Source organism: Streptomyces californicus (genome assembly GCF_000717645.1).
Classification (GTDB): domain Bacteria; phylum Actinomycetota; class Actinomycetes; order Streptomycetales; family Streptomycetaceae; genus Streptomyces; species Streptomyces californicus.
The window spans coordinates 21,732-41,693 of the sequence record NZ_JNZZ01000031.1 but is presented as its reverse complement, the minus strand read 5'-3'; the positions used below and the strand labels follow the sequence as shown (position 1 = coordinate 41,693).

15 protein-coding genes are annotated in these 19,962 nt (G+C 73.9%); 8 read left to right on the top strand and 7 right to left on the bottom strand.

Going from position 1 to position 19,962, the window contains the following annotated elements; all coding sequences use genetic code 11:
- Position 1: 1 nt before the first annotated feature.
- From IF19_RS0130145 to IF19_RS0130135, 3 genes are all read right to left on the bottom strand, one after another.
- Positions 2-493 (bottom strand): pyridoxamine 5'-phosphate oxidase family protein, encoded by a 492-nt coding sequence (locus tag IF19_RS0130145; protein WP_030114362.1) that lies wholly within the window; start codon positions 491-493, stop codon positions 2-4.
- Between the two features lie 114 nt (positions 494-607).
- The gene (locus tag IF19_RS0130140; RefSeq protein WP_030114361.1) at positions 608-1,075 is read right to left on the bottom strand and encodes a GNAT family N-acetyltransferase; all 468 of its coding nucleotides are present in this window, start codon (positions 1,073-1,075) and stop codon (positions 608-610) included.
- A gap of 69 nt (positions 1,076-1,144) precedes the next feature.
- Positions 1,145-1,699, bottom strand: coding sequence for a HutD/Ves family protein (locus tag IF19_RS0130135; protein WP_030114360.1), 555 nt, complete (start codon positions 1,697-1,699; stop codon positions 1,145-1,147).
- A 206-nt stretch (positions 1,700-1,905) separates the two neighbouring features.
- On the opposite strand from IF19_RS0130135, the gene IF19_RS0130130 reads away from it, so the two are divergent.
- Positions 1,906-2,820, top strand: coding sequence for a rhomboid family intramembrane serine protease (locus tag IF19_RS0130130; protein ID WP_030114359.1), 915 nt, complete (start codon positions 1,906-1,908; stop codon positions 2,818-2,820).
- 312 nt (positions 2,821-3,132) lie between these two features.
- On the opposite strand, the gene IF19_RS0130125 is transcribed toward IF19_RS0130130, so the two are convergent.
- The 3 genes from IF19_RS0130125 to IF19_RS0130115 form a co-directional block, all read right to left on the bottom strand.
- Positions 3,133-4,593: a glutamate synthase subunit beta gene (locus tag IF19_RS0130125; RefSeq protein ID WP_030114358.1), complete on the bottom strand. Its 1,461-nt coding sequence runs from the start codon at positions 4,591-4,593 to the stop codon at positions 3,133-3,135.
- The gene (gltB, locus tag IF19_RS0130120; protein ID WP_030114357.1) at positions 4,586-9,145 is read right to left on the bottom strand and encodes a glutamate synthase large subunit; all 4,560 of its coding nucleotides are present in this window, start codon (positions 9,143-9,145) and stop codon (positions 4,586-4,588) included. The genes IF19_RS0130125 and gltB overlap by 8 nt, the downstream gene beginning before the upstream one ends.
- A 575-nt stretch (positions 9,146-9,720) precedes the next feature.
- The gene (locus IF19_RS0130115) at positions 9,721-10,452 is read right to left on the bottom strand and encodes a VIT1/CCC1 transporter family protein (protein WP_030114356.1); all 732 of its coding nucleotides are present in this window, start codon (positions 10,450-10,452) and stop codon (positions 9,721-9,723) included.
- Positions 10,453-10,915: 463 nt separating this feature from the next.
- On the opposite strand from IF19_RS0130115, the gene IF19_RS0130110 reads away from it, so the two are divergent.
- From IF19_RS0130110 to IF19_RS0130080, 7 genes are read left to right on the top strand one after another with little or no spacing between them, the layout of a single operon-like run.
- The gene (locus IF19_RS0130110) at positions 10,916-11,974 is read left to right on the top strand and encodes an ADP-ribosylglycohydrolase family protein (RefSeq protein WP_050493780.1); all 1,059 of its coding nucleotides are present in this window, start codon (positions 10,916-10,918) and stop codon (positions 11,972-11,974) included.
- Positions 11,971-13,221: an ADP-ribosylglycohydrolase family protein gene (locus IF19_RS0130105; RefSeq protein ID WP_030277280.1), complete on the top strand. Its 1,251-nt coding sequence runs from the start codon at positions 11,971-11,973 to the stop codon at positions 13,219-13,221. The genes IF19_RS0130110 and IF19_RS0130105 overlap by 4 nt, the downstream gene beginning before the upstream one ends.
- Positions 13,142-14,341, top strand: coding sequence for an ADP-ribosylglycohydrolase family protein (locus IF19_RS0130100; RefSeq protein WP_030114351.1), 1,200 nt, complete (start codon positions 13,142-13,144; stop codon positions 14,339-14,341). Before IF19_RS0130105 ends, IF19_RS0130100 begins: the two co-directional genes overlap by 80 nt.
- A complete protein-coding gene (locus tag IF19_RS0130095; RefSeq protein ID WP_030277282.1) occupies positions 14,338-15,717 on the top strand; it encodes an ADP-ribosylglycohydrolase family protein in 1,380 nt (459 codons plus the stop codon). The genes IF19_RS0130100 and IF19_RS0130095 overlap by 4 nt, the downstream gene beginning before the upstream one ends.
- Entirely contained in the window at positions 15,714-16,598 is an 885-nt protein-coding gene (rbsK, locus tag IF19_RS0130090; RefSeq protein WP_030114348.1) for a ribokinase, read from the top strand. Before IF19_RS0130095 ends, rbsK begins: the two co-directional genes overlap by 4 nt.
- On the top strand, positions 16,595-17,794 hold the full coding sequence (locus tag IF19_RS0130085; protein WP_030191758.1) for a CaiB/BaiF CoA transferase family protein: 1,200 nt from the start codon (positions 16,595-16,597) through the stop codon (positions 17,792-17,794). Before rbsK ends, IF19_RS0130085 begins: the two co-directional genes overlap by 4 nt.
- A complete protein-coding gene (locus tag IF19_RS0130080; RefSeq protein WP_374411466.1) occupies positions 17,791-18,690 on the top strand; it encodes an HpcH/HpaI aldolase/citrate lyase family protein in 900 nt (299 codons plus the stop codon). The genes IF19_RS0130085 and IF19_RS0130080 overlap by 4 nt, the downstream gene beginning before the upstream one ends.
- Before the next feature lie 77 nt (positions 18,691-18,767).
- Here the strand turns inward: IF19_RS0130080 and lgt are convergent, their stop codons facing one another.
- Positions 18,768-19,757 (bottom strand): prolipoprotein diacylglyceryl transferase, encoded by a 990-nt coding sequence (lgt, locus tag IF19_RS0130075; protein WP_030114344.1) that lies wholly within the window; start codon positions 19,755-19,757, stop codon positions 18,768-18,770.
- Between the last annotated feature and the right edge of the window lie 205 nt (positions 19,758-19,962).

The following is a 19,962-nucleotide window of genomic DNA, read 5'->3' as shown; positions in this document are numbered from 1 at the left end:
GTCACTTCCGGCGCACGGTGCGCGGCGGCTGTCCCGGTCGCCAGGAGCGGATGACCAGCTCATCGCCGTCGAGCCCGATACGGACCACCTCGGTCAGCTCGGCCCGGAAGAGGTGGAAGGGCTCGGGCGGAGCGGCCTCCTCGATGAAACGGGCGATCACCGCCGGGTCGGTGATCTCCACGGCCCGGCCGCTGATCCGGACGTCGCCGTCGTTCATCTCGGCGTCGGGCCCGGGGTTGGCGTGGAGGGCGAAGCGCGGGTCGCGGCGCAGGTCCAGGGCCTTGAGGGAGCCCGGCATCATGCCGAGCAGCAGCTCACCGAAGCGGAAGTCGGCCTCCAGGCCGGTGACCCGGGGTGAGCCGTCCTTCCGCAGGGTGGCGAGGACGTGGTGCTTGTAGAGGCGGAAGCGCCGCCGCACGGTGTCGGCGAAGTCGGGTTCGGCGGCCGCGAAGCCGCCCCAGGTCAGGGGTGCGGAAGACGTCATGGACGCCATGGAACACCGGATACCCGACATCTTCTGTCCGCTTTCGGCCGCGACAGGCGAACGGATGCGCCGAGCCGGACGACGCCACGCCTCCTCGGCTGCCGGACGCCCGTCCTCCGGTCTTCAGGCAGGGTCCTCGGGGGCCTTCCGGACGAGCCTCAGCATGACCTCGTCGTACTCCTCGTCGACCCGGCGGCTCTCCTCCTCGAAGCCCGTCCGGGCGTAGAAGCTCCGCGCCCCGGTGTTCTTCTCGTACACGTCGAGGGACAAGCGGCCGTGGAGGGCCGCCGCATGGTCGACCAGGCGCCGGCCGACTCCGGTGCCCTGGGCCTCCGGAGCCACGAAGAGGCCGCCGATCTCGGCGCCCATGAGGCCCAGAAGAGCCACCACACGGCCGTCGGACTCGGCGACCCAGTTCTCGGCGTGGACGAGATGGATCTCGCGCATCTCGCGGGCACGCTCCCCCTCCCCCTCACCGGGGACGAAGGGATGGGCGGCACGGCCGGCCCGGGACCAGACGTCCATCACCGCGTTCTCGTCGGCGGGGGCGTAACGGCGGATCACCACGGGGCCGGGCGCGTGTACGGGCATGCGGGTGACGGTACCTTCGAGGCGGTCGAGCCGTCAGCCCGGTATCTCCCCCCGCGCAGGGGTGGGCGGTCACACCTCCGAGAGGGTCACCAGCACCGCCCGGCCCATCGTCCGGAGCACCCCGGGGCACTCCCCGGTCGCCAGCACCGCGTCGTAGCGGTCCAGCCGGACGTCGTGCCCGCCCTCCAGCTCCGCCCCGTCGTCCAGGGAGACGGCCAGCACCGCACCGCCCTCGGGGGGCAGCAGGCGGACCGTGCCGCAGATGACGGCGGTCTCCGCCCGCGTACGGGCCCTGCGGTACATGACGTTGAGGTTGACGACCGGGCCGCCGAGCAGGAAGCCCTCGGTGGGCAGGTCACCGGGGAAGCCGTGCGGCCACAGGGGCTCGTCGACGATGTGGTGCTCCCCGCCGACGACGAGGTCCATGCCCGCGCCCTCGACCACGGTCAGGACGCGGTCCACGCCCGGGAACGCGGAGAACGGCCCGTCGGCGGTGACGTCCGCGAGGCTGACCCGCCAGTCGAAGGCGTCGGTCCCCGCGCCCTCGGGTCCGGCAGCGATCTCCCGGACGGTCCCTCCGCCGTTCTTCCAGGGGTCGGCGGCGCGCAGGATGCGTACGGTCATGTGGTGGTCCCCCGTCCCGGCCCGGGGCCGTGTGCACGTCGTGGTCCTCGTCGGGCACGGTGTCGGCCGCTGCGCACCGCCCGCGTCCCGAGCGTAGGCCACCCGTGGGGCCACCCCGGCCCCCCGCACCGTCACGCCGGTTCGCTATCTTGATCGCCGCCGCCTCTGTTCGGCCCCGTTGCCCACCCCCAGTGAAGGAGCCGGCCATGGAGGCCGCCGCCGCCCCCACGTGTTACCGCCATCCGTCCGTCGAGACGTATGTCCGCTGCACCCGTTGCGACCGATACATCTGCCCGGACTGCATGCGCGAGGCATCGGTCGGCCACCACTGCGTGGAGTGCGTGAAGGAGGGGCAGCGCTCGGTGCGCCAGGCCCGCACCGTCTTCGGCGGCGCGGTGTCCGGGGCGAGGACACCGGTGGTGACGTACGCGCTGATGGCGCTGAACGTCCTGGCCTACGTGGCCGAGGTGGTGCGGCCGGAGATCGTGGACAGGTTCGCGGTGCTCGGGGCGGCGCTGACCGGGCCGGACGGGGAGCAGTACTACTACCGGGGCGACACGTTCCCCGGGTACGAGCTGACGGGCATCGCGGACGGCGAGTGGTACCGGCTGGTGACCGGGGCGTTCCTGCACATGCCGCCGGACGCCTCGTTCGGGGTGATGCACCTGCTGTTCAACATGCTCGCGCTGTGGAACATCGGCCGGGCCGTGGAGGGGCAGCTCGGCCGGGCCCGCTATCTGGCGCTGTACCTGCTCTCGGCGGTGGGCGGCTCGGTCCTGGTCTACCTGCTGGCTCCGGACACCTCGACGGTCGGCGCCTCCGGTGCGGTCTTCGGGCTGGCCGCCGCGTACTGGGTCATCCACCGGCGGCTCGGCCACGACATGGCGGCGGTCAACCGCTTCATGGCCGGATTCCTGATCTGGATGCTGATCTCGGCCGTGTTCACCTCGTGGCAGGGTCACCTGGGCGGGCTGCTGACCGGGGCCCTGGTGACGTACGGGCTCGCCTTCGCACCGCCCAGGCTGCGCACCTGGTCGGTCCAGCTCGCGGGCGGGCTGGTGCTGCTGGGGCTGTTCGCGGTGGCGGTGGCGCTGAAGACCGCGGCGCTGACAGGCGGCTGAGGCGGGCGCGGTCCCGGACGGGCGGCTGAGGCGAGCGGGGTCCCGGAGGGCCGGCTGAGGCGGGCGCGGTCGCGGAGGGACGACCGGGCCCGGTACCCCCCCGGGCGGCCGGGCGGGCTCTCAGGGGCGCCGCCCCGCTCGCCCGTCGCCCGTGCGCGCCGTGGCGGGAAACCGCCCCCGGACGCGCCACGGCGCCCGCTGAAGTCCGGTCGGGGACAGGCAGGCGCCGCGTTCAGTTCCGTACGCCGTTGTACGGGACGTGATGGGGGGCTCCCCCGGGCCGCGTGGCCCAGGGGGAACCCGGGGTGGTGCTCAGACCAGCAGGGACCGGTCCGTCGGGCGGATCGGGGCCGGCAGGGCGCTGGTCCCGGTCAGGAAGCGGTCGACTCCGCGGGCGGCGGAGCGGCCCTCGGCGATCGCCCAGACGATCAGCGACTGGCCGCGTCCCGCGTCTCCCGCGACGTAGACGCCGTCGACGTTGGTCGCGTAGTGCTCGTCGCGGGCGACGTTGCCGCGCTGGTCGAGCTCCAGGCCGAACTGCTGGACCAGACCGTTGGACTGGTCGGTTCCGGTGAAGCCCATGGCGAGCGTGACGAGCTGCGCGGGGATGCGCCGCTCCGTGCCGGGCTTCTGCTCCAGCTTACCGTCCTTGAACTCGACCTCCACCAGGTGGAGGGCCTGGACGTTGCCGTCCTCGTCGCCCTCGAAGTGGGTGGTGGAGACGGAGTAGACCCGCTCGCCGCCCTCCTCGTGCGCGGAGGTGACCTTGTAGAGCATCGGGAAGGTCGGCCAGGGCTGATTCGCGTTCCGGTCCTCGCCCGGCTTCGGCATGATCTCCAGCTGGGTGACGGAGGCCGCGCCCTGGCGGTGGGCGGTGCCCACGCAGTCGGCACCGGTGTCGCCGCCGCCGATGACGACGACGTGCTTGCCGCCCGCGTGGATCGGGGCGACGGTCAGGTCGCCCTCCTGCACCTTGTTGGCGAGCGGCAGGTACTCCATCGCGAAGTGGACGCCGTTCAGCTCGCGGCCGGGGACCGGCAGGTCGCGGGAGACGGTGGCGCCGGCGGCGATGACGACCGCGTCGTAGCGGCGGCGGAGCTTGGCGGCGTCGATGTCCTGGCCGATCTCCACCCCCGTACGGAACTTGGTCCCCTCCAGGCGCATCTGCTCGATGCGCCGGTTGATGTGGGACTTCTCCATCTTGAACTCGGGGATGCCGTACCGGAGGAGGCCCCCGATGCGGTCCGCGCGCTCGTAGACGACGACGGTGTGGCCGGCCCGGGTCAGCTGCTGGGCGGCGGCGAGTCCCGCCGGGCCCGAGCCGATGACGGCGACGGTCTTGCCGGAGAGGCGCTCGGGCGGCTGCGGGGTGACGTCGCCGCTGTCCCACGCCTTGTCGATGATGGAGACCTCGACGTTCTTGATGGTGACGGCCGGCTGGTTGATGCCGAGCACGCACGCCGACTCGCAGGGGGCCGGGCACAGCCGCCCGGTGAACTCCGGAAAGTTGTTCGTGGCGTGCAGCCGCTCGGACGCGGCGGTCCAGTCCTCGCGGTAGGCGTAGTCGTTCCACTCGGGGATGAGGTTTCCGAGCGGGCAGCCGTTGTGGCAGAACGGGATGCCGCAGTCCATGCAGCGGCCGGCCTGCTTGCTGATGATCGGGAGCAGCGAGCCCGGAACGTAGACCTCGTTCCAGTCCTTGACGCGCTCGGCCACGGGGCGGGTCTGGGCGACCTCGCGTCCGGTGGTCAGGAAGCCCTTGGGGTCAGCCATGGGTCGCCGCCTCCATCATCTTCTCGGTGGTCTCCTGCTCGGAGAGACCGGCGAGCTCAGCGGCGTCCTTGGCGGCGAGCACTGCCTTGTACGTGGACGGGATGATCTTGCTGAAGCGGGTCACGGCGGTGTCCCACTCGGCGAGGAGCTTCTCGGCGACGGTGGAGCCGGTCTCCTCGTGGTGGCGGCGCACGACGTCGTGCAGCCACTGCCGGTCGGTGTCGTCCAGCTCCTCGACGGCGCCGAGGTTGCCGACGTTGACGTTGTCGCGGTCCAGGTCGATGACGTACGCGATGCCGCCCGACATGCCGGCGGCGAAGTTGCGGCCGGTCTCGCCGAGGACGACGGCGTGGCCGCCGGTCATGTACTCGCAGCCGTGGTCGCCGACGCCCTCGGAGACGACGAGCGCCCCGGAGTTGCGGACGCAGAAGCGTTCGCCGGTGCGGCCGCGGAGGAAGATCTCGCCGCCGGTCGCGCCGTAGCCGATGGTGTTGCCGGCGATGGTGGAGTACTCGGCGAGGTGGTCGGCGCCCCGGTCGGGGCGGACGATGACCCGGCCGCCGGAGAGGCCCTTGCCGACGTAGTCGTTGGCGTCGCCCTCCAGGCGCAGGGTGACGCCGCGCGGCACGAACGCGCCGAAGGACTGGCCGGCCGAGCCGGTGAAGGTGATGTCGATGGTGTTCTCGGGCAGGCCCGGACCGCCGAACTTCTTGGTCACCTCGTGGCCGAGCATGGTGCCGACGGTCCGGTTGATGTTGCGGATCGCGACCTGGGCGCGGACCGGCTGGGCGGCCTCGGGGCTCGGTGCGCCGAGCGCGTCGGCGGCCAGCTTGATGAGCTGGTTGTCGAGCGCCTTCGGCAGTCCGTGGTCCTGCTCGACGACGCGGTGGCGGACCGCGCCCTCGGGCAGCTCGGGCACGTGGAAGAGCGGGGCGAGGTCGAGGCCCTGCGCCTTCCAGTGGGTGACGGCCCGGTCGGTGTCGAGGAGTTCGGCGTGGCCGACGGCCTCCTCGAGGGAGCGGAAGCCGAGCTCGGCGAGGAGTTCGCGGACCTCTTCGGCGATGAACTCGAAGAAGTTGACGACGTACTCGGCCTTGCCGGAGAACCGCTCGCGGAGCACCGGGTTCTGGGTGGCGATGCCGACCGGGCAGGTGTCCAGGTGGCAGACGCGCATCATGACGCAGCCGGAGACGACGAGCGGGGCGGTCGCGAAACCGAACTCCTCGGCGCCCAGCAGCGCGGCGATGACGACGTCGCGGCCGGTCTTGAGCTGGCCGTCGGTCTGCACGACGATGCGGTCGCGCAGGCCGTTGAGCAGCAGGGTCTGCTGGGTCTCGGCGAGACCCAGCTCCCAGGGACCGCCCGCGTGCTTGAGGGAGGTCAGCGGGGAGGCGCCCGTTCCGCCGTCGTGGCCGGAGATGAGGACGACGTCCGCGTGGGCCTTGGAGACACCGGCGGCGACCGTGCCGACGCCGACCTCGGAGACCAGCTTCACGTGGATGCGGGCCTGCGGGTTGGCGTTCTTCAGGTCGTGGATGAGCTGCGCGAGGTCTTCGATGGAGTAGATGTCGTGGTGCGGCGGCGGCGAGATGAGGCCGACGCCGGGCGTCGAGTGACGCGTCTTGGCGACCCACGGGTAGACCTTGTGGCCGGGCAGCTGGCCGCCCTCGCCGGGCTTGGCGCCCTGGGCCATCTTGATCTGGATGTCGTCGGCGTTGACCAGGTACTCGCTGGTGACGCCGAAGCGGCCGGAGGCGACCTGCTTGATCGAGGAGCGGCGCTCCGGGTCGTACAGGCGCTCCGGGTCCTCGCCGCCCTCGCCGGTGTTGGACTTGCCGCCGAGCCGGTTCATCGCGATGGCGAGCGTCTCGTGCGCCTCGCGGGAGATGGAGCCGTACGACATGGCGCCGGTGGAGAAGCGCTTGACGATCTCGGAGGCGGGCTCGACCTCGTCGACGGAAATCGGGGCCCGGTCGGAGGTGAAGCCGAAGAGGCCGCGGAGCGTCATCAGGCGCTCGGACTGCTCGTTCACCCGGTCCGTGTACTGCTTGAAGATGTCGTAGCGCCGGTTGCGGGTGGCGTGCTGGAGGCGGAAGACGGTCTCCGGGTCGAACAGGTGCGGTTCGCCCTCGCGCCGCCACTGGTACTCGCCGCCGATCTCCAGCGCGCGGTGGGACGCGGCGATGCCGGAGGCCGGGTACGCCTTGGTGTGCCGGGCGGCGACCTCCTTGGCGATGACGTCCAGGCCGGCGCCGCCGATCTTGGTGGCGGTGCCGTTGAAGTACGTGGCGACGAACGCCTCGTCGAGGCCGACGGCCTCGAAGACCTGGGCGCCGCGGTAGGAGGCGACGGTGGAGATGCCCATCTTGGACATGACCTTGAGGACGCCCTTGCCGAGCGCGTAGATCAGGTTCCGGATGGCCTGCTCGGCGTCGACGTCCTGGATGAAGGTGCCGGCGCGGACCAGGTCCTCGACGGACTCCATGGCGAGGTACGGGTTGACCGCGGCGGCGCCGTAGCCGATGAGCAGGGCGACGTGGTGGACCTCGCGGACGTCCCCGGCCTCGACCAGCAGACCCACCTGGGTGCGCTGCTTGGTGCGGATGAGGTGGTGGTGGACGGCGGAGGTGAGCAGCAGCGAGGGGATCGGCGCGTGCTCGGCGTCGGAGTGCCGGTCGGAGAGGACGATCAGGCGGGCGCCGTCCTCTATGGCCGCGTCGACCTCGCCGCAGATGGCCTCGATGCGGGCGGCGAGGGCGTCGCCGCCGCCGCTGACCCGGTAGAGGCCGGAGAGGGTGGCGGCCTTCATGCCCGGCATGTCGCCGTCGGCGTTGATGTGTATCAGCTTGGCGAGCTCGTCGTTGTCGATCACCGGGAACGGCAGTGTGACGCTGCGGCAGGCGGCCGCGGTCGGCTCCAGGATGTTGCCCTGGGGGCCGAGCGAGGAGCGCAGCGAGGTGACCAGCTCCTCGCGGATGGCGTCCAGCGGCGGGTTGGTGACCTGGGCGAAGAGCTGGGTGAAGTAGTCGAAGAGCAGCCGGGGGCGCTCGGAGAGCGCGGCGATCGGCGAGTCGGTGCCCATGGAGCCGAGGGGCTCGCCGGCGGTGCGGGCCATCGGGGCGAGGATGACGCGCAGCTCTTCCTCGGTGTAGCCGAAGGTCTGCTGGCGGCGGGTGACCGAGGCGTGGGTGTGCACGATGTGCTCGCGGTCGGGCAGGTCGCTCAGCTCGATCTCGCCGGTCTCCAGCCAATCCTGGTAGGGCTGCTCGGCGGCGAGGGACGCCTTGATCTCGTCGTCCTCGATGATGCGGTGCTCGGCGGTGTCCACGAGGAACATCCGGCCCGGCTGGAGGCGGCCCTTGCGGACGACCTTCGCGGGGTCGATGTCGAGGACGCCGACCTCGGAGGAGAGCACGACGAGGCCGTCGTCGGTGACCCAGTAGCGGCCGGGGCGCAGACCGTTGCGGTCGAGGACCGCGCCGACCTGGACGCCGTCGGTGAAGGTGACGCAGGCCGGGCCGTCCCAGGGCTCCATCATCGTGGAGTGGTACTGGTAGAACGCGCGCCGGGCCGGGTCCATGGAGTCGTGGTTCTCCCACGCCTCGGGGACCATCATCAGCACCGCGTGCGGCAGCGAGCGCCCGCCGAGGTGCAGCAGCTCCAGGACCTCGTCGAAGGAAGCGGAGTCGGAGGCGTCGGGGGTGCAGACGGGGAAGATGCGGTCGAGCTGCGCCGGGCCGAAGAGCTCGGAGGCGAGCTGGGACTCGCGGGCCTTCATCCAGTTGCGGTTGCCCTTGACCGTGTTGATCTCGCCGTTGTGCGCGACGAAGCGGTACGGGTGGGCGAGCGGCCAGCTCGGGAAGGTGTTGGTGGAGAACCGGGAGTGGACCAGGGCGACCGTGGAGGCGAAGCGGCGGTCGGAGAGGTCCGGGAAGAACGGCTCCAGCTGCCCGGTGGTGAGCATGCCCTTGTAGACGAGGGTGCGGGCGGAGAGCGAGGGGAAGTACACTCCGGCCTCGCGCTCGGCGCGCTTGCGCAGGACGAACGCCTTGCGGTCCAGGACGATGCCGGAGGACTCGCCGTCGGCGACGAAGACCTGGCGGAACTCGGGCATGGTGGCGCGGGCGCCGTTGCCGAGCAGGGCCGGGGTGACCGGGACGTCGCGCCAGCCGAGGACCGTCAGGCCCTCCTCGCGGGCGATGGTCTCGATCGTGCGGACGGCCTCGGTGGTGCCGTCGGCGGGCAGGAAGGCGATGCCGACGGCGTACGAACCCGCGTCGGGAAGCTCGAACGGGGTCTCGGCGCGCAGGAAGGCGTCGGGGACCTGGCAGAGGATGCCGGCGCCGTCGCCGGAGTCGGGCTCGGAACCGGTGGCGCCGCGGTGTTCGAGATTGCGGAGCACGGTCAGCGCCTGCTCGACCAGCTCGTGGCTGGCCACACCGGTCAGAGTGGCCACGAACCCGACGCCACAGGCGTCGTGCTCGTTACGGGGGTCGTACATCCCCTGCTGGGCGGGGCGACCGTCCATGGGCGACCAGGCGTGGTTACGCATCGGCTCTCCCGTCGTCGTCGTGGCATGTGCGGTGCCGAGGGACGACGTTGGCCCTCTGCGAAATTTCGTGCAGGTTACATGATGGGGCGCTTCTCAAGAAGCGGAAGGCTTGTTCCAACATGCGGACATCATGGGGACCGGGAACGACTGGGTGAGCAGAGGTGACCGGATGTACCAGGAGTGGGTCGCTGTCGGGACGATCGGCGCCCGGGGAGTCGCAGAGAGCAGGCGTCGTTGCCTGCGGTGCTTACGGCTCTTGCCCGGCGGCCGAGGAAACGAAACCACCGAGTAATGGCTACTTATGTGTAGCTCTGCATAGCATCTCATTCTACGGCGGCGCGGTCCGTCCCGCCCAGTGGCAGGAGCCAAGACGTACGTCACACGGGGTCGCGGGGCGGTTGCGCCGTCCGGGCGGTCCGGTCGGGCCGGCGGGCGGCATGAGCGGGGCGGGCCGCGTCGGACCCGCGCGCACGCGGCGAGGCCGCGTCAGGTCCGCACGCGCGCGGTGGGCCGGGCAGCGCCGGTCGCACGCGGCGGCCCGGCGGCCCGGTCGCGGCGGCCGGGTCGCGCCGGGGTCAGCCGACCGCCACGCCGAACAGGGTGCCCAGTCCGTACGTCATCGCCGCCGCCGCACCGCCGAGGGCGAGCTGGCGCAGTCCGCTGAACCACCAGCTGCGGGCGGTCACCCGGGCCACCACCGCACCGCAGGCGAAGAGCCCGACCAGGGCCAGGAGCACGGCGGGCCACAGGGCGCTCGCACCCAGGAGGTAGGGCAGGACGGGCAGCAGGGCGCCCAGGGCGAACGCGCCGAAGGAGGAGACCGCGGCCACCAGCGGGGACGGCAGGTCGCCCGGATCGATGCCCAGTTCCTCGCGGGCGTGGATCTCCAACGCCTGCTCGGGATCGCGCGAGAGCTGGCGGGCGACCTCGCGGGCCAGCGGGGCGTCCACGCCCCGGGACTCGTAGAGCGCGGCCAGCTCCGCCATCTCGTCCTTGGGGTGCTTGCGGAGTTCGCGGCGCTCGACGTCCAGCTCCGCCTCGACCAGCTCGCGCTGGGAGGCGACGGAGGTGTACTCGCCGGCCGCCATGGAGAAGGCCCCGGCCGCGAGCCCCGCGAGTCCGGTGATCACGATGGTCTGCTGCGAGACCGCGCCGCCCGCCACCCCGGTCATCAGGGCGAGGTTGGAGACCAGGCCGTCCATCGCGCCGAAGACGGCGGGACGCAGCCAGCCGCCGTTGACATCCCGGTGGGTGTGGTTGTCCCGGTGCGCCTCGTGCAGAACGGCGTCGGTCTCGATGATGGCCACGGTGCGGCTCTCCCCTCGTGACGGCGGGGTGGACTGCCACCCGCCGTACCCCCTTGCGTACAACTTTCGACAAAGTCCAAACTACGCCGTCCGAGTGGTCGCCGCCAGCAAGGCAAGGCTGCCCTACACCCGCTCTGACCTGCGAAGAAAGGTGAGCCTCAGCTACTTCGGCCGTCATCCGACCGGCCCCTTTCCGCATGTTTTCCGCCTCTCCCCGCCCACCGCGTGGCACAGATGCGGGCAGGGCCCGGAGACGGCCCCGGCCCCGGACGCGGACACCGCCCGGGGTCCGGGACCCCTCCCGCCGGACGAGCGGAAGGACGGCGTGGTGAACGGTGACGCGGTGAACGGGGAAGCGGGCGGCGACAGCGCGGCGCACGCGCGGGACGGCGGCGGGGGTACGGCGGCGCACCCCGGCACGACGGGGAGCACGGCGGCCCTCCGGGACCGGGCCAGGGGCGCGCTGCTGGGGCTGGCGGTCGGGGACGCGCTCGGCGCTCCGGCGGAGAATCTGCGGCCCTCCGAGATCCGCCGCCGCTGGGGGCGGATCGAGGGGTTCGTGAGCGAGGACCCGGCCGGCACCGACGACACGGAGTACGCGATCTTCTCCGGGTTGCTGCTGGCCCGGCACGGCTCCGCGCTCGACGTCTCCGATGTGGAGCGGGCGTGGCACCACTGGATCGCCGACCTGGACGAGGGCCCGTTCCGGGGCGCCGGGTTCAGCGAGCGCGGCACCCTGGAGAACCTGCGGCGGGGCCTGGCCGCGCCGATCTCCGCGCAGCACCGGCACGCCTGGAGCGACGGCCTCGCCATGCGGGCGGCCCCCTTCGGGGTGTTCGCGGCGGGCCGTCCCGCCGAGGCGGCCCGGCTGGTCGCGGTGGACGGCCGGGTCAGCCACGAGGGCGAGGGCATCTACGGCGGCCAGGCGGTGGCGGCCGGGGTGGCCGCGGCGATGGTCGGCTCGGGCCTCGCCTCCGTGGTCGCGGCCGCGCTCTCGGTGGTCCCGATGGACTCCTGGACGGCTCGGTCGCTGCGCCGGGCGGTGGCGGCGGCCCAGCGCCCCTACCCCGACCGGCTGACGATGGAGCGGGCGGTGCGTTCGGCGGTGGTGATCGCCGGCTACCCGTGGACGGACCTCGCGCCGGAGGCGGTGGGCCTGGCGTTCGGGGCGTTCACGGCGGCGCGCGGGGACTTTCCGGCGGCGGTGCTGACGGCCGTCAACATGGGCCGGGACGCGGACACGACGGCGGCGGTGGCGGGGGCGCTGGCCGGGGCGCTGAACGGCGAGAGCGCCGTCCCGCCGCACTGGGCGGGCGCGATCGGCCCGGTCCGGGGCAGTTGCCTGCCCTCGATGCGCGGCTACCACGTGCTGGACATCGCGGAGCTGCTGACCCCGGACGGCCCAGGAGCGGATTCCCCGGCGCGGGCGACGCGGGGACGGGGAGGCGGCCGCGAGCCCTCGGCCGTACGGGACATGGCGTCGGCGGCGGCCTCCTTCGAGGCTGCGGGGGAGGAGCGATGACCGCACCACGGACCGCGACCGGGGCCCCGGCCCCCTCCCGCCGCGCCCGGATCGAGGGGCTGCTGCTCGGGCTGGCCGCCGGGGACGCCGCCGGGTGGCCCGCCGCCCGGCACCGGGCGGCCCGGATGCCCGAGTGGACCCGGCGGCTCACCCGGGAACTGGACACCTTCGCCGAGCAGAACGCCACCACCACGCTGCCGGTGCCCATCGCGCTCAACCAGCCGCCCGAGCCGCTGCGGCTCGGCCCGTCCGACGACGCCGAGTGGGCCGCGTTCGCCGCCCGTACGGTGCTGGCGGCGGCCGACGACGCGGCGGGGCTCCCCTGCGGGCGCCGGATGCGGGACGCGGTGGACCGGGCCTGGAACGCGCTGGCCGCGACCGTCGCCGCCGCCAGCGCGCGGGCCCCCGAGGTCGAGGCGGCGGTGCTCCCGCTGCGCGCCCGGATCTCGGTGCGGGCCGGGCTCGGCAACCTGGCCGCCGGGCTGCGGCCGCCCGCCACCGGCCACGACAACCCGCACTACTTCGACGACGCCGCGTGCGTCCGGGCGGCCGTGCTCGCCGTGGTCCACCCGGGCGATCCGGACGGGGCCGCCGCGCTCGCCGAGTTCGACGCCCGCTACACGCAGGACGGCGACGGAGTGCACGGGGCGCGGGCGATGGCCGCCGCGATCGCCGTGGCGCTGGCCGGGGCGGACGTCGACACCGTGGTGGACGCGGCCCTCGACCGGCTCCCCGAGGGCACCGAGATCGCCCGCAACGCCGTGCACGCGGTCCGTCTGGCCCGGGAGTTCGCGGACGAACCGGCCGGGGCGTTCGCCTTGGTCCCGGTCCTGGAGCACCAGATCGTGGACCACGTCTACAGCTACGGGATCGCGGCGGCCGAGACCGTCCCCGTCGCCCTCGCCCTCACCACCGCCGCCCGGGGCGGGATCGCCCAGGCGCTCCCCGCCGCCGCCTGCCTCTCCCGGGTCGCGGACTCCGCCCCCGCCCTGGCCGGGGCGCTGACCGGGGCGATCGGCTCGGTCAGCGCCGTGCCGGCGGGCTGGCGCGAGGCGTGCCGGACGCTCGCGGGGTGCGCCCTGCCCCGGCTCGCCGGTACCGACCTGATCGAACTCGCCGGGCTGCTGGCAGCCACGGAACCGGCTACCTCGGGTGGACAATTCCGGCATGACGCCCACAACGGCCACGGCAGCCGCGCCCGCCCCCTCGCACCCGACGCACTCCCCCGCCACGCCCGGACTCGATGAACGCATCACCCGGGCCCTCGTCGGCGCCGCCGTCGGCGACGCGCTCGGCGGCCCGGTCGAGGGGTGGACCCCCGAGCAGATCGCCGAACGCCACGGCGGCCGGGTGACCGGGATCGTCGGCCCCTGGTACGGCGACGACTGGCGCACCGCGCGCCCCGTCGCCCCGTACCACAAGGGCGACGGGCACGTCACCGACGACACCTTGATGACCCACGCGCTGATCCGCGTCTACGAGAAGGTCCGCGACCACCTCGACGCGTACGCCGTCGCCGACCACCTCGTCCCCGATCTCCTCGCGCCGCGCTGGATCCCGGAGCTGGAGGCCGAGGCGCTGCCGCTCCAGCGGATCTTCCTGGCGGAGAAGTGGATCGTGGCCCGGCTGCACTACGGGCACGTGGACCCGCGCGAGGCGGGGGCGGGCAACATCGTCAACTGCGGGGCGGCGATGTACATGGCCCCGGTCGGCCTGGTCAACGCGGGCCACCCCGAGGCCGCCTACGCCGAGGCGCTGGAGGTCGCCGCCCCGCATCAGTCGTCGTACGGGAGGGAGGCCGCCGGGGTGTTCGCGGCGGCCGTCGCCGCCGCGTGCCGTCCGGGCGCGACACCGGAGACGGTGATCGACGCCGCCCTCGCACCGGCCAAGGACGGCACCCGGGCCGCGATCGAGGCGGTCTGCGAAGTCGCCGCGCGCCACGACGACTTCGAGGCGGCGCTGCTCCCGCTGCGCGCGGCCGTCACGCCCTTCGACACGGTCGGCCCCGACTACCGCTCCCCCGCCCTCGGCGCACGCCGCCCCTCCCGGCTGCACGCCATCGAGGAACTCCCCGTCGCCCTGGGGATGTTGCTGGTCGGGGGCGGCGACTACCGGCGTACGGTGCTGGGTTCGGTGAACTACGGGCGCGACTGCGACTCCATCGCCACGATGAGCGGCGCGCTCGCGGGCGCGCTGGGCGGCGAGGTGCCGCACGACTGGGCGACGACGGTCGCGGAGGCGAGCCGGCTGGACCTGGAGGCCCCGGCGCGGGCGCTGGCGCGGGTGGCCCGGGAGGTCTTCGCCCGGGACCTGGAGCGGCGCGCGGCCCACGAGGAGGCGTTCACCGCGCTGGCCGGTGAGCGGTGAACGCCCACGCGCCCGTCCGCCTCACCTGGGTGCAGCCCGAGGACCTGGTCGGGCACGAGCTGCGGCAGGCCGCGCAGGACGGCCGGGACGCCCGGGAGATCGCGGAACGGTGGTACGCCGCCGGGGGCGGTCCCGCCCCGGACCGCGCGGGCGCGTCCGAGCCGCCCGCACCGCCGCGCCTGCGGGCGCTGGCCGGTGAGCTGCTGGACGAACTCGCCGCACTGGAATCGCCGTTGGCCGCCGACGAGCCGACCGACCTGGACGCGATCGTGGCCGCCTGCCCGCACTGGCCGGGCCCGCCGGAGGCCGCGCCCACCGTCGGCCGGGACCGGCTGCACGCGGCCTGGCTCGGGCGGGCGGCGGGCTGCCTCCTCGGCAAGCCGGTGGAGAAGCTGCCGCTGGACGGGATCCGCGCACTGGCCAGGGCCGCCGGCGACTGGCCGCTCTCCACCTGGTTCACCGCCCGGGGCGTGCCCGCCGGCCTGCTCGCCGCCCACCCCTGGAACCGCCGCTCGGCCCCCACCTCGCTGGCCGAGAACATCGACGGCATGCCGGAGGACGACGACCTGAACCACCCGCTCCTCACCCTGCTGCTGCTCCAGCGGCACGGGCGCTCCTTCACCACCGCCGACCTGGCCCGGCTCTGGCTGGACGCGCTGCCGGCCGGGCGCGCGTTCACCGCCGAGCGCATCGCGTACGGCAACCTGCTGGCCGGTGTCGAACCGCCGCGGACCGCCCGCCTCCGCAACCCGTTCCGGGAGTGGATCGGGGCGCAGATCCGGGCCGACGTGCACGGCTGGACCCACCCCGGCGACCCGGCCGGGGCCGCCGCCCAGGCGCACCGCGACGCGGTCCTCACCCACACCGGCAACGGCGTCTACGGCGCGATGTTCACGGCGGCCGCGCTCGCCGTCGCCGCCGGGGGCGAGAGCGATGTGCACGGCTGCCTGGCCGCCGGGCTGCGGGTGGTGCCCCCGCGCTCCCGGTACGCCCGCGCGATCCGCCTCGGCGTCGGGACCGCGCGTACGGAGCGGGAGTTCGACACCGTCGTGGACCGGCTGCACGCCGTCTACGACGCCACCCACCACTGGGTGCACGTCCTGCCCAACGCCGCGCTGCTGGCCGCCGCCCTCACCCACGCCGACGGCGACTTCACCCGGTCCATCGGCGACGCGGTCTCCGGCGGCTGGGACACCGACTCCAACGGGGCCACCGCCGGATCGCTCGCCGGATTGCTGGCCGGCCGGCCGGACGCCCTGCCCGAACGGTGGACCGCCCCGCTGAAGAACCGGCTCGCCACCTCCGTACCCGGCTTCGACCGGGTCGGTTTCGACACCCTCGCCGCACTGACCCACCAGGAGGCTCTGCGCCCATGACCCGCATCGCGGTGCTCGGCAGCACCAACATGGACCTCGTCGCCTACACGGCCCGCGCCCCCGGGCGCGGCGAGACCGTCACCGGACGGGAGTTCCGGACGATCCCCGGCGGCAAGGGCGCCAACCAGGCCGTCGCCGCCGCCCGCGCGGGCGGGGAGGTGATGATGATCGGCGCGGTCGGGGACGACGCGTACGGGACGCTCCTGCGCGACGGCCTCGAACACGCGGGGGTGGACACCGATCTGCTGCACACCGCCGAGGGCCCGAGCGGCACCGCGCACATCGTGGTGGACGACACCGGGTCCAACGCGATCGTGGTGGTCCCCGGCGCCAACGGGGTTCTCACCGCGCTCGGCCCCGGGGAGATCGCGGCGATCGCCGCCTCCGAACTGCTGCTGATGCAGCTCGAACTGCCCCTGTCCGCCGTCGTCGAGGGGGCGCGCGCCGCCCACGCGCAGGGCGTGCGGACCATCCTGACGCCTTCCCCCGTACAGCCGCTGACCGACGAACTCTACGACCACATCGACCTGTTGGTGCCCAACGAGCACGAGGCCGCCGAGCTGTCCGGACAGGACGAGCCGCACGCCGCCGCCCAGATCCTGCTGCGCAAGGTCCCCGAGGTGATCATCACGCTCGGTGCGAAAGGCTGCCTGTACGCGGCCCGGGGCGGCGAGCCCGTGCTCTTCGAGGCCCCCTCGGTGACGGCCGTCGACACCACCGGGGCCGGGGACACCTTCGTCGGCGCGCTGGCCGTGGCGCTCGGCGAGGGGCGGCCGGTTGCCGGGGCCGTGGCGTTCGCGTCGTCGGCCGCCGCGCTCTGCGTCCAGAAGCCCGGCGCCTCCACGTCCATGCCCTACCGCAGCGAGATCGAGGCATCGTGAACGACACCGCCGCGGGACCGCTGACCGGACTGAAGGTCCTCGACCTCGCCACCCTCTTCGCCGGCCCCCTCGCCGCCACCATGCTCGGGGACTTCGGCGCCGACGTGATCAAGGTCGAGCACCCCCGCAGGCCGGACCCCTCGCGCGGGCACGGGCCCGCCAAGGACGGGGTCGGCCTGTGGTGGAAGCTGCTCGGCCGCAACAAGCGCACCCTGACCCTCGACCTCTCGGCTCCCGGCGGCCGGGACGTCCTTCTGCGGCTGGCCGCCGAGAGCGACGTCGTCGTCGAGAACTTCCGGCCCGGCACCCTGGAGCGCTGGGGCCTGGGCCCCGAGGAACTGCACGCGGTCAACCCGCGCCTGGTGCTGGCCCGGGTCACCGGCTTCGGCCAGTTCGGACCGTACGCGCACCGCCCCGGCTTCGGGACGCTGGCCGAGGCGATGAGCGGCTTCGCGGCGATCACCGGGGAGCCGGACGGGCCGCCGACGCTGCCGCCGTTCGGGCTCGCGGACTCCATCGCGGCGCTGGCGACGGCGTACGCGGTGATGGCGGCGCTCGCCGGGCGGGAGAAAACCGGCGCGGGGCAGGTGGTGGACCTGGCGATCATCGAGCCGATCCTCACCGTGCTGGGCCCGCAGCCCCTCTGGTACGACCAGCTCGGTTACGTCCAGCCGCGCACCGGCAACCGCTCGCGCAACAACGCCCCGCGCAACACCTACCGCACCGCCGACGGCCACTGGGTCGCGGTCTCCACCTCCGCCCAGTCCGTCGCGGAGCGGGTGATGCGCCTGGTGGGCCGCCCCGAGCTCATCGAGGAGCCCTGGTTCGGTTCGGGGACCACCCGGGCCGAGCACACCGAGGAGCTGGACGCGGCGGTCGGCCACTGGATCTCCCGGCACGGCCGCGACGAGGTGCTGGACGCCTTCGAGAAGGCAGAGGCGGCGGTCGCGCCGGTCCACGACGTACGGGACGTGGTGGAGGACCCGCAGTACCGGGCGCTGGGCACCCTCACGGAGGTCGACGACCCGGAGCTGGGGCCGCTGCGGATGCAGAACGTCCTCTTCCGGCTCTCCGGGACCCCCGGCGGCATCCGGTGGGCGGGCCGCCCGCACGGCGCGGACACCGAGGAGATCCTGACCGGGCTCGGCCTCTCGGCGTCCCGGATCGCCGCGCTGCGGGACCAGGGGGCGCTGTGACCGGCTGCGACACGCCCCTCCCGCCACGGCCGCAGGACCCGGCGGCGCCCCTGCCGCCGCTGCCGGAGGACCCGCGCCCCGACACCGTACGACCGCCGCTGACCTGGCTGTACGTGCCCGGGGACCGGCCGGAGGTGGTGGCCAAGGCGCTGGGCTCGGGGGCCGACGTGGTGATCGTCGACCTGGAGGACGCCGTCGCCCCCGGCCGTAAGGAGTACGCGCGGGCCGCCACCGCCGAGCTCCTCGGCGACCCGGTGACCGCCGCCCCCGACGCCGTTCCGGTCCATGTGCGGGTGCACGGCGAGGACGACGTCCTGGCGCTGGCGGAGCTGCCGGGGCTGGCCGCGTTCCGGCTGCCGAAGATCACGCACGCGGTCTCGGTGCACCATGTGGCGGCCGTGGCCCCGGGCGTACCGCTGTATCCGCTGCTGGAGTCGGCGCTCGCGATCGAGCACGCGTACTCGATCGCCTCGGCGCACCACGCCGTCCACGGCATCGCGCTCGGCGAGGCGGACCTGCGGGCGGATCTGGGCGTACGGGAGGACGCGGGGCTGGACTTCTCGCGCGGCCGGGTCGTGGTGGCGGCCCGGGCGGCGGCCCTTCCGCCGCCGGTCCAGTCGGTGTTCCCGGACGTGCGGGACCTGGACGGGCTGTGGACCTCGTGCGCGCGGGGGCGGGCGCTCGGGATGCTCGGCCGGGCGGCGATCCACCCGCGCCAGCTGGAGGTGATCGAGCGGGCGTACCTGCCGACGGCGCGGGAGGTGGAGGAGGCCGAGCGGATCGTCGCGGCCTCGGCGGTGGAGGAGGGCGCCCTGGCGCTGCCGGACGGGAGGTTCGTGGACGCGGCGGTGGTGGCCTCCGCCCGCCGGACGCTCGCACTCGCCGGGCGGGCCTGAGACGACGGGCCCGCCCGGCGAGCGGGAGGTGTGCGGAGGGGGGGCGGCCGACCGGCCGTGCGCGGCCGGGCGCCCGGTCAGCTCTTCTCGGCCGCCGCTTCGGTGCTGCCGGCGGTGCGGCCCTTGCCCGGCTTGCCCGGCTCGTCCTTCGCGAACGGGTCCTTCTTCGCGTCGGCGTCCCGCTCGTCGGCGTCCGTCTTCGCCGGTCCGTCCGGGTCGGAGCCCTCCTCGTCGGACGCCTTCGCCGGGGTGTCCCGGTCCGGCTCGACGATCTCCTCGCGACCCGGCCGGATCTTCGCGGAGACCACGATGTAGACGACGGCCAGCACGAAGACGATGATCGCGGTCCACACGTTCAGTCGCAGGCCCAGGATGTGGTGCGCCTCGTCGACCCGCATGTACTCGATCCAGGCCCGTCCGGCGCAGTAGGCCGCGACGTACAGCGCGAACGCCCGGCCGTGGCCGAGCCGGAAGCGGCGGTCGGCCCAGACGACCAGCAGCGCCACGCCGACGCACCAGAGCGATTCGTACAGGAAGGTCGGGTGGTAGGTCCCGGCGACCCGGTTCACGCCCTCGCTGATCTCGACGGCCCACGGCAGATCGGTGGGCTTGCCGTACAGCTCCTGGTTGAACCAGTTGCCCCAGCGGCCGATGGCCTGGGCGATGGCGATGCCCGGGGCCAGCGCGTCGGCCCAGGCGGGCAGCGGGATGCCCCGGCGGCGGCAGGCGATCCACGCGCCGACCGCGCCGAAGGCGATCGCGCCCCAGATTCCGAGGCCGCCCTGCCAGATCTTGAAGGCGTCGACCCAGTTCTCGCCCTCGTTGAAGTAGAGCTGGTAGTCGGTGATCACGTGGTAGAGCCGGCCGCCGACGAGGCCGAAGGGGACCGCCCAGACGGCGACGTCGGCCACGGTGCCGGCTTTGCCGCCCCGGGCGATCCAGCGCTTGTTGCCGAACCAGACGGCGACGAAGACACCGATGATGATGCAGAACGCGTAGCCGCGGAGCGGGATCGGGCCGAGCTCGATCACGCCGGTCGACGGACTGGGAATGGAGGCAAGGTTCATGGCGAGGTCGACGCTACCCTGCCGGGCGGTGGGTACGGCAAGCCACCCGGCAACGTCTGGGTAACGAGGACCGCGCCGGGAGGCGGGCCCGGGATCCGCCCGGAGCGGCCCCGGGCCCCGGCGGGAAGGAGGCCCCGGGCCCGCCGCGAGCCACGTCCGGGCCCCGGTGCGGACCGCCTCCGGAGCCCCGTCGGGAACGAGGCCG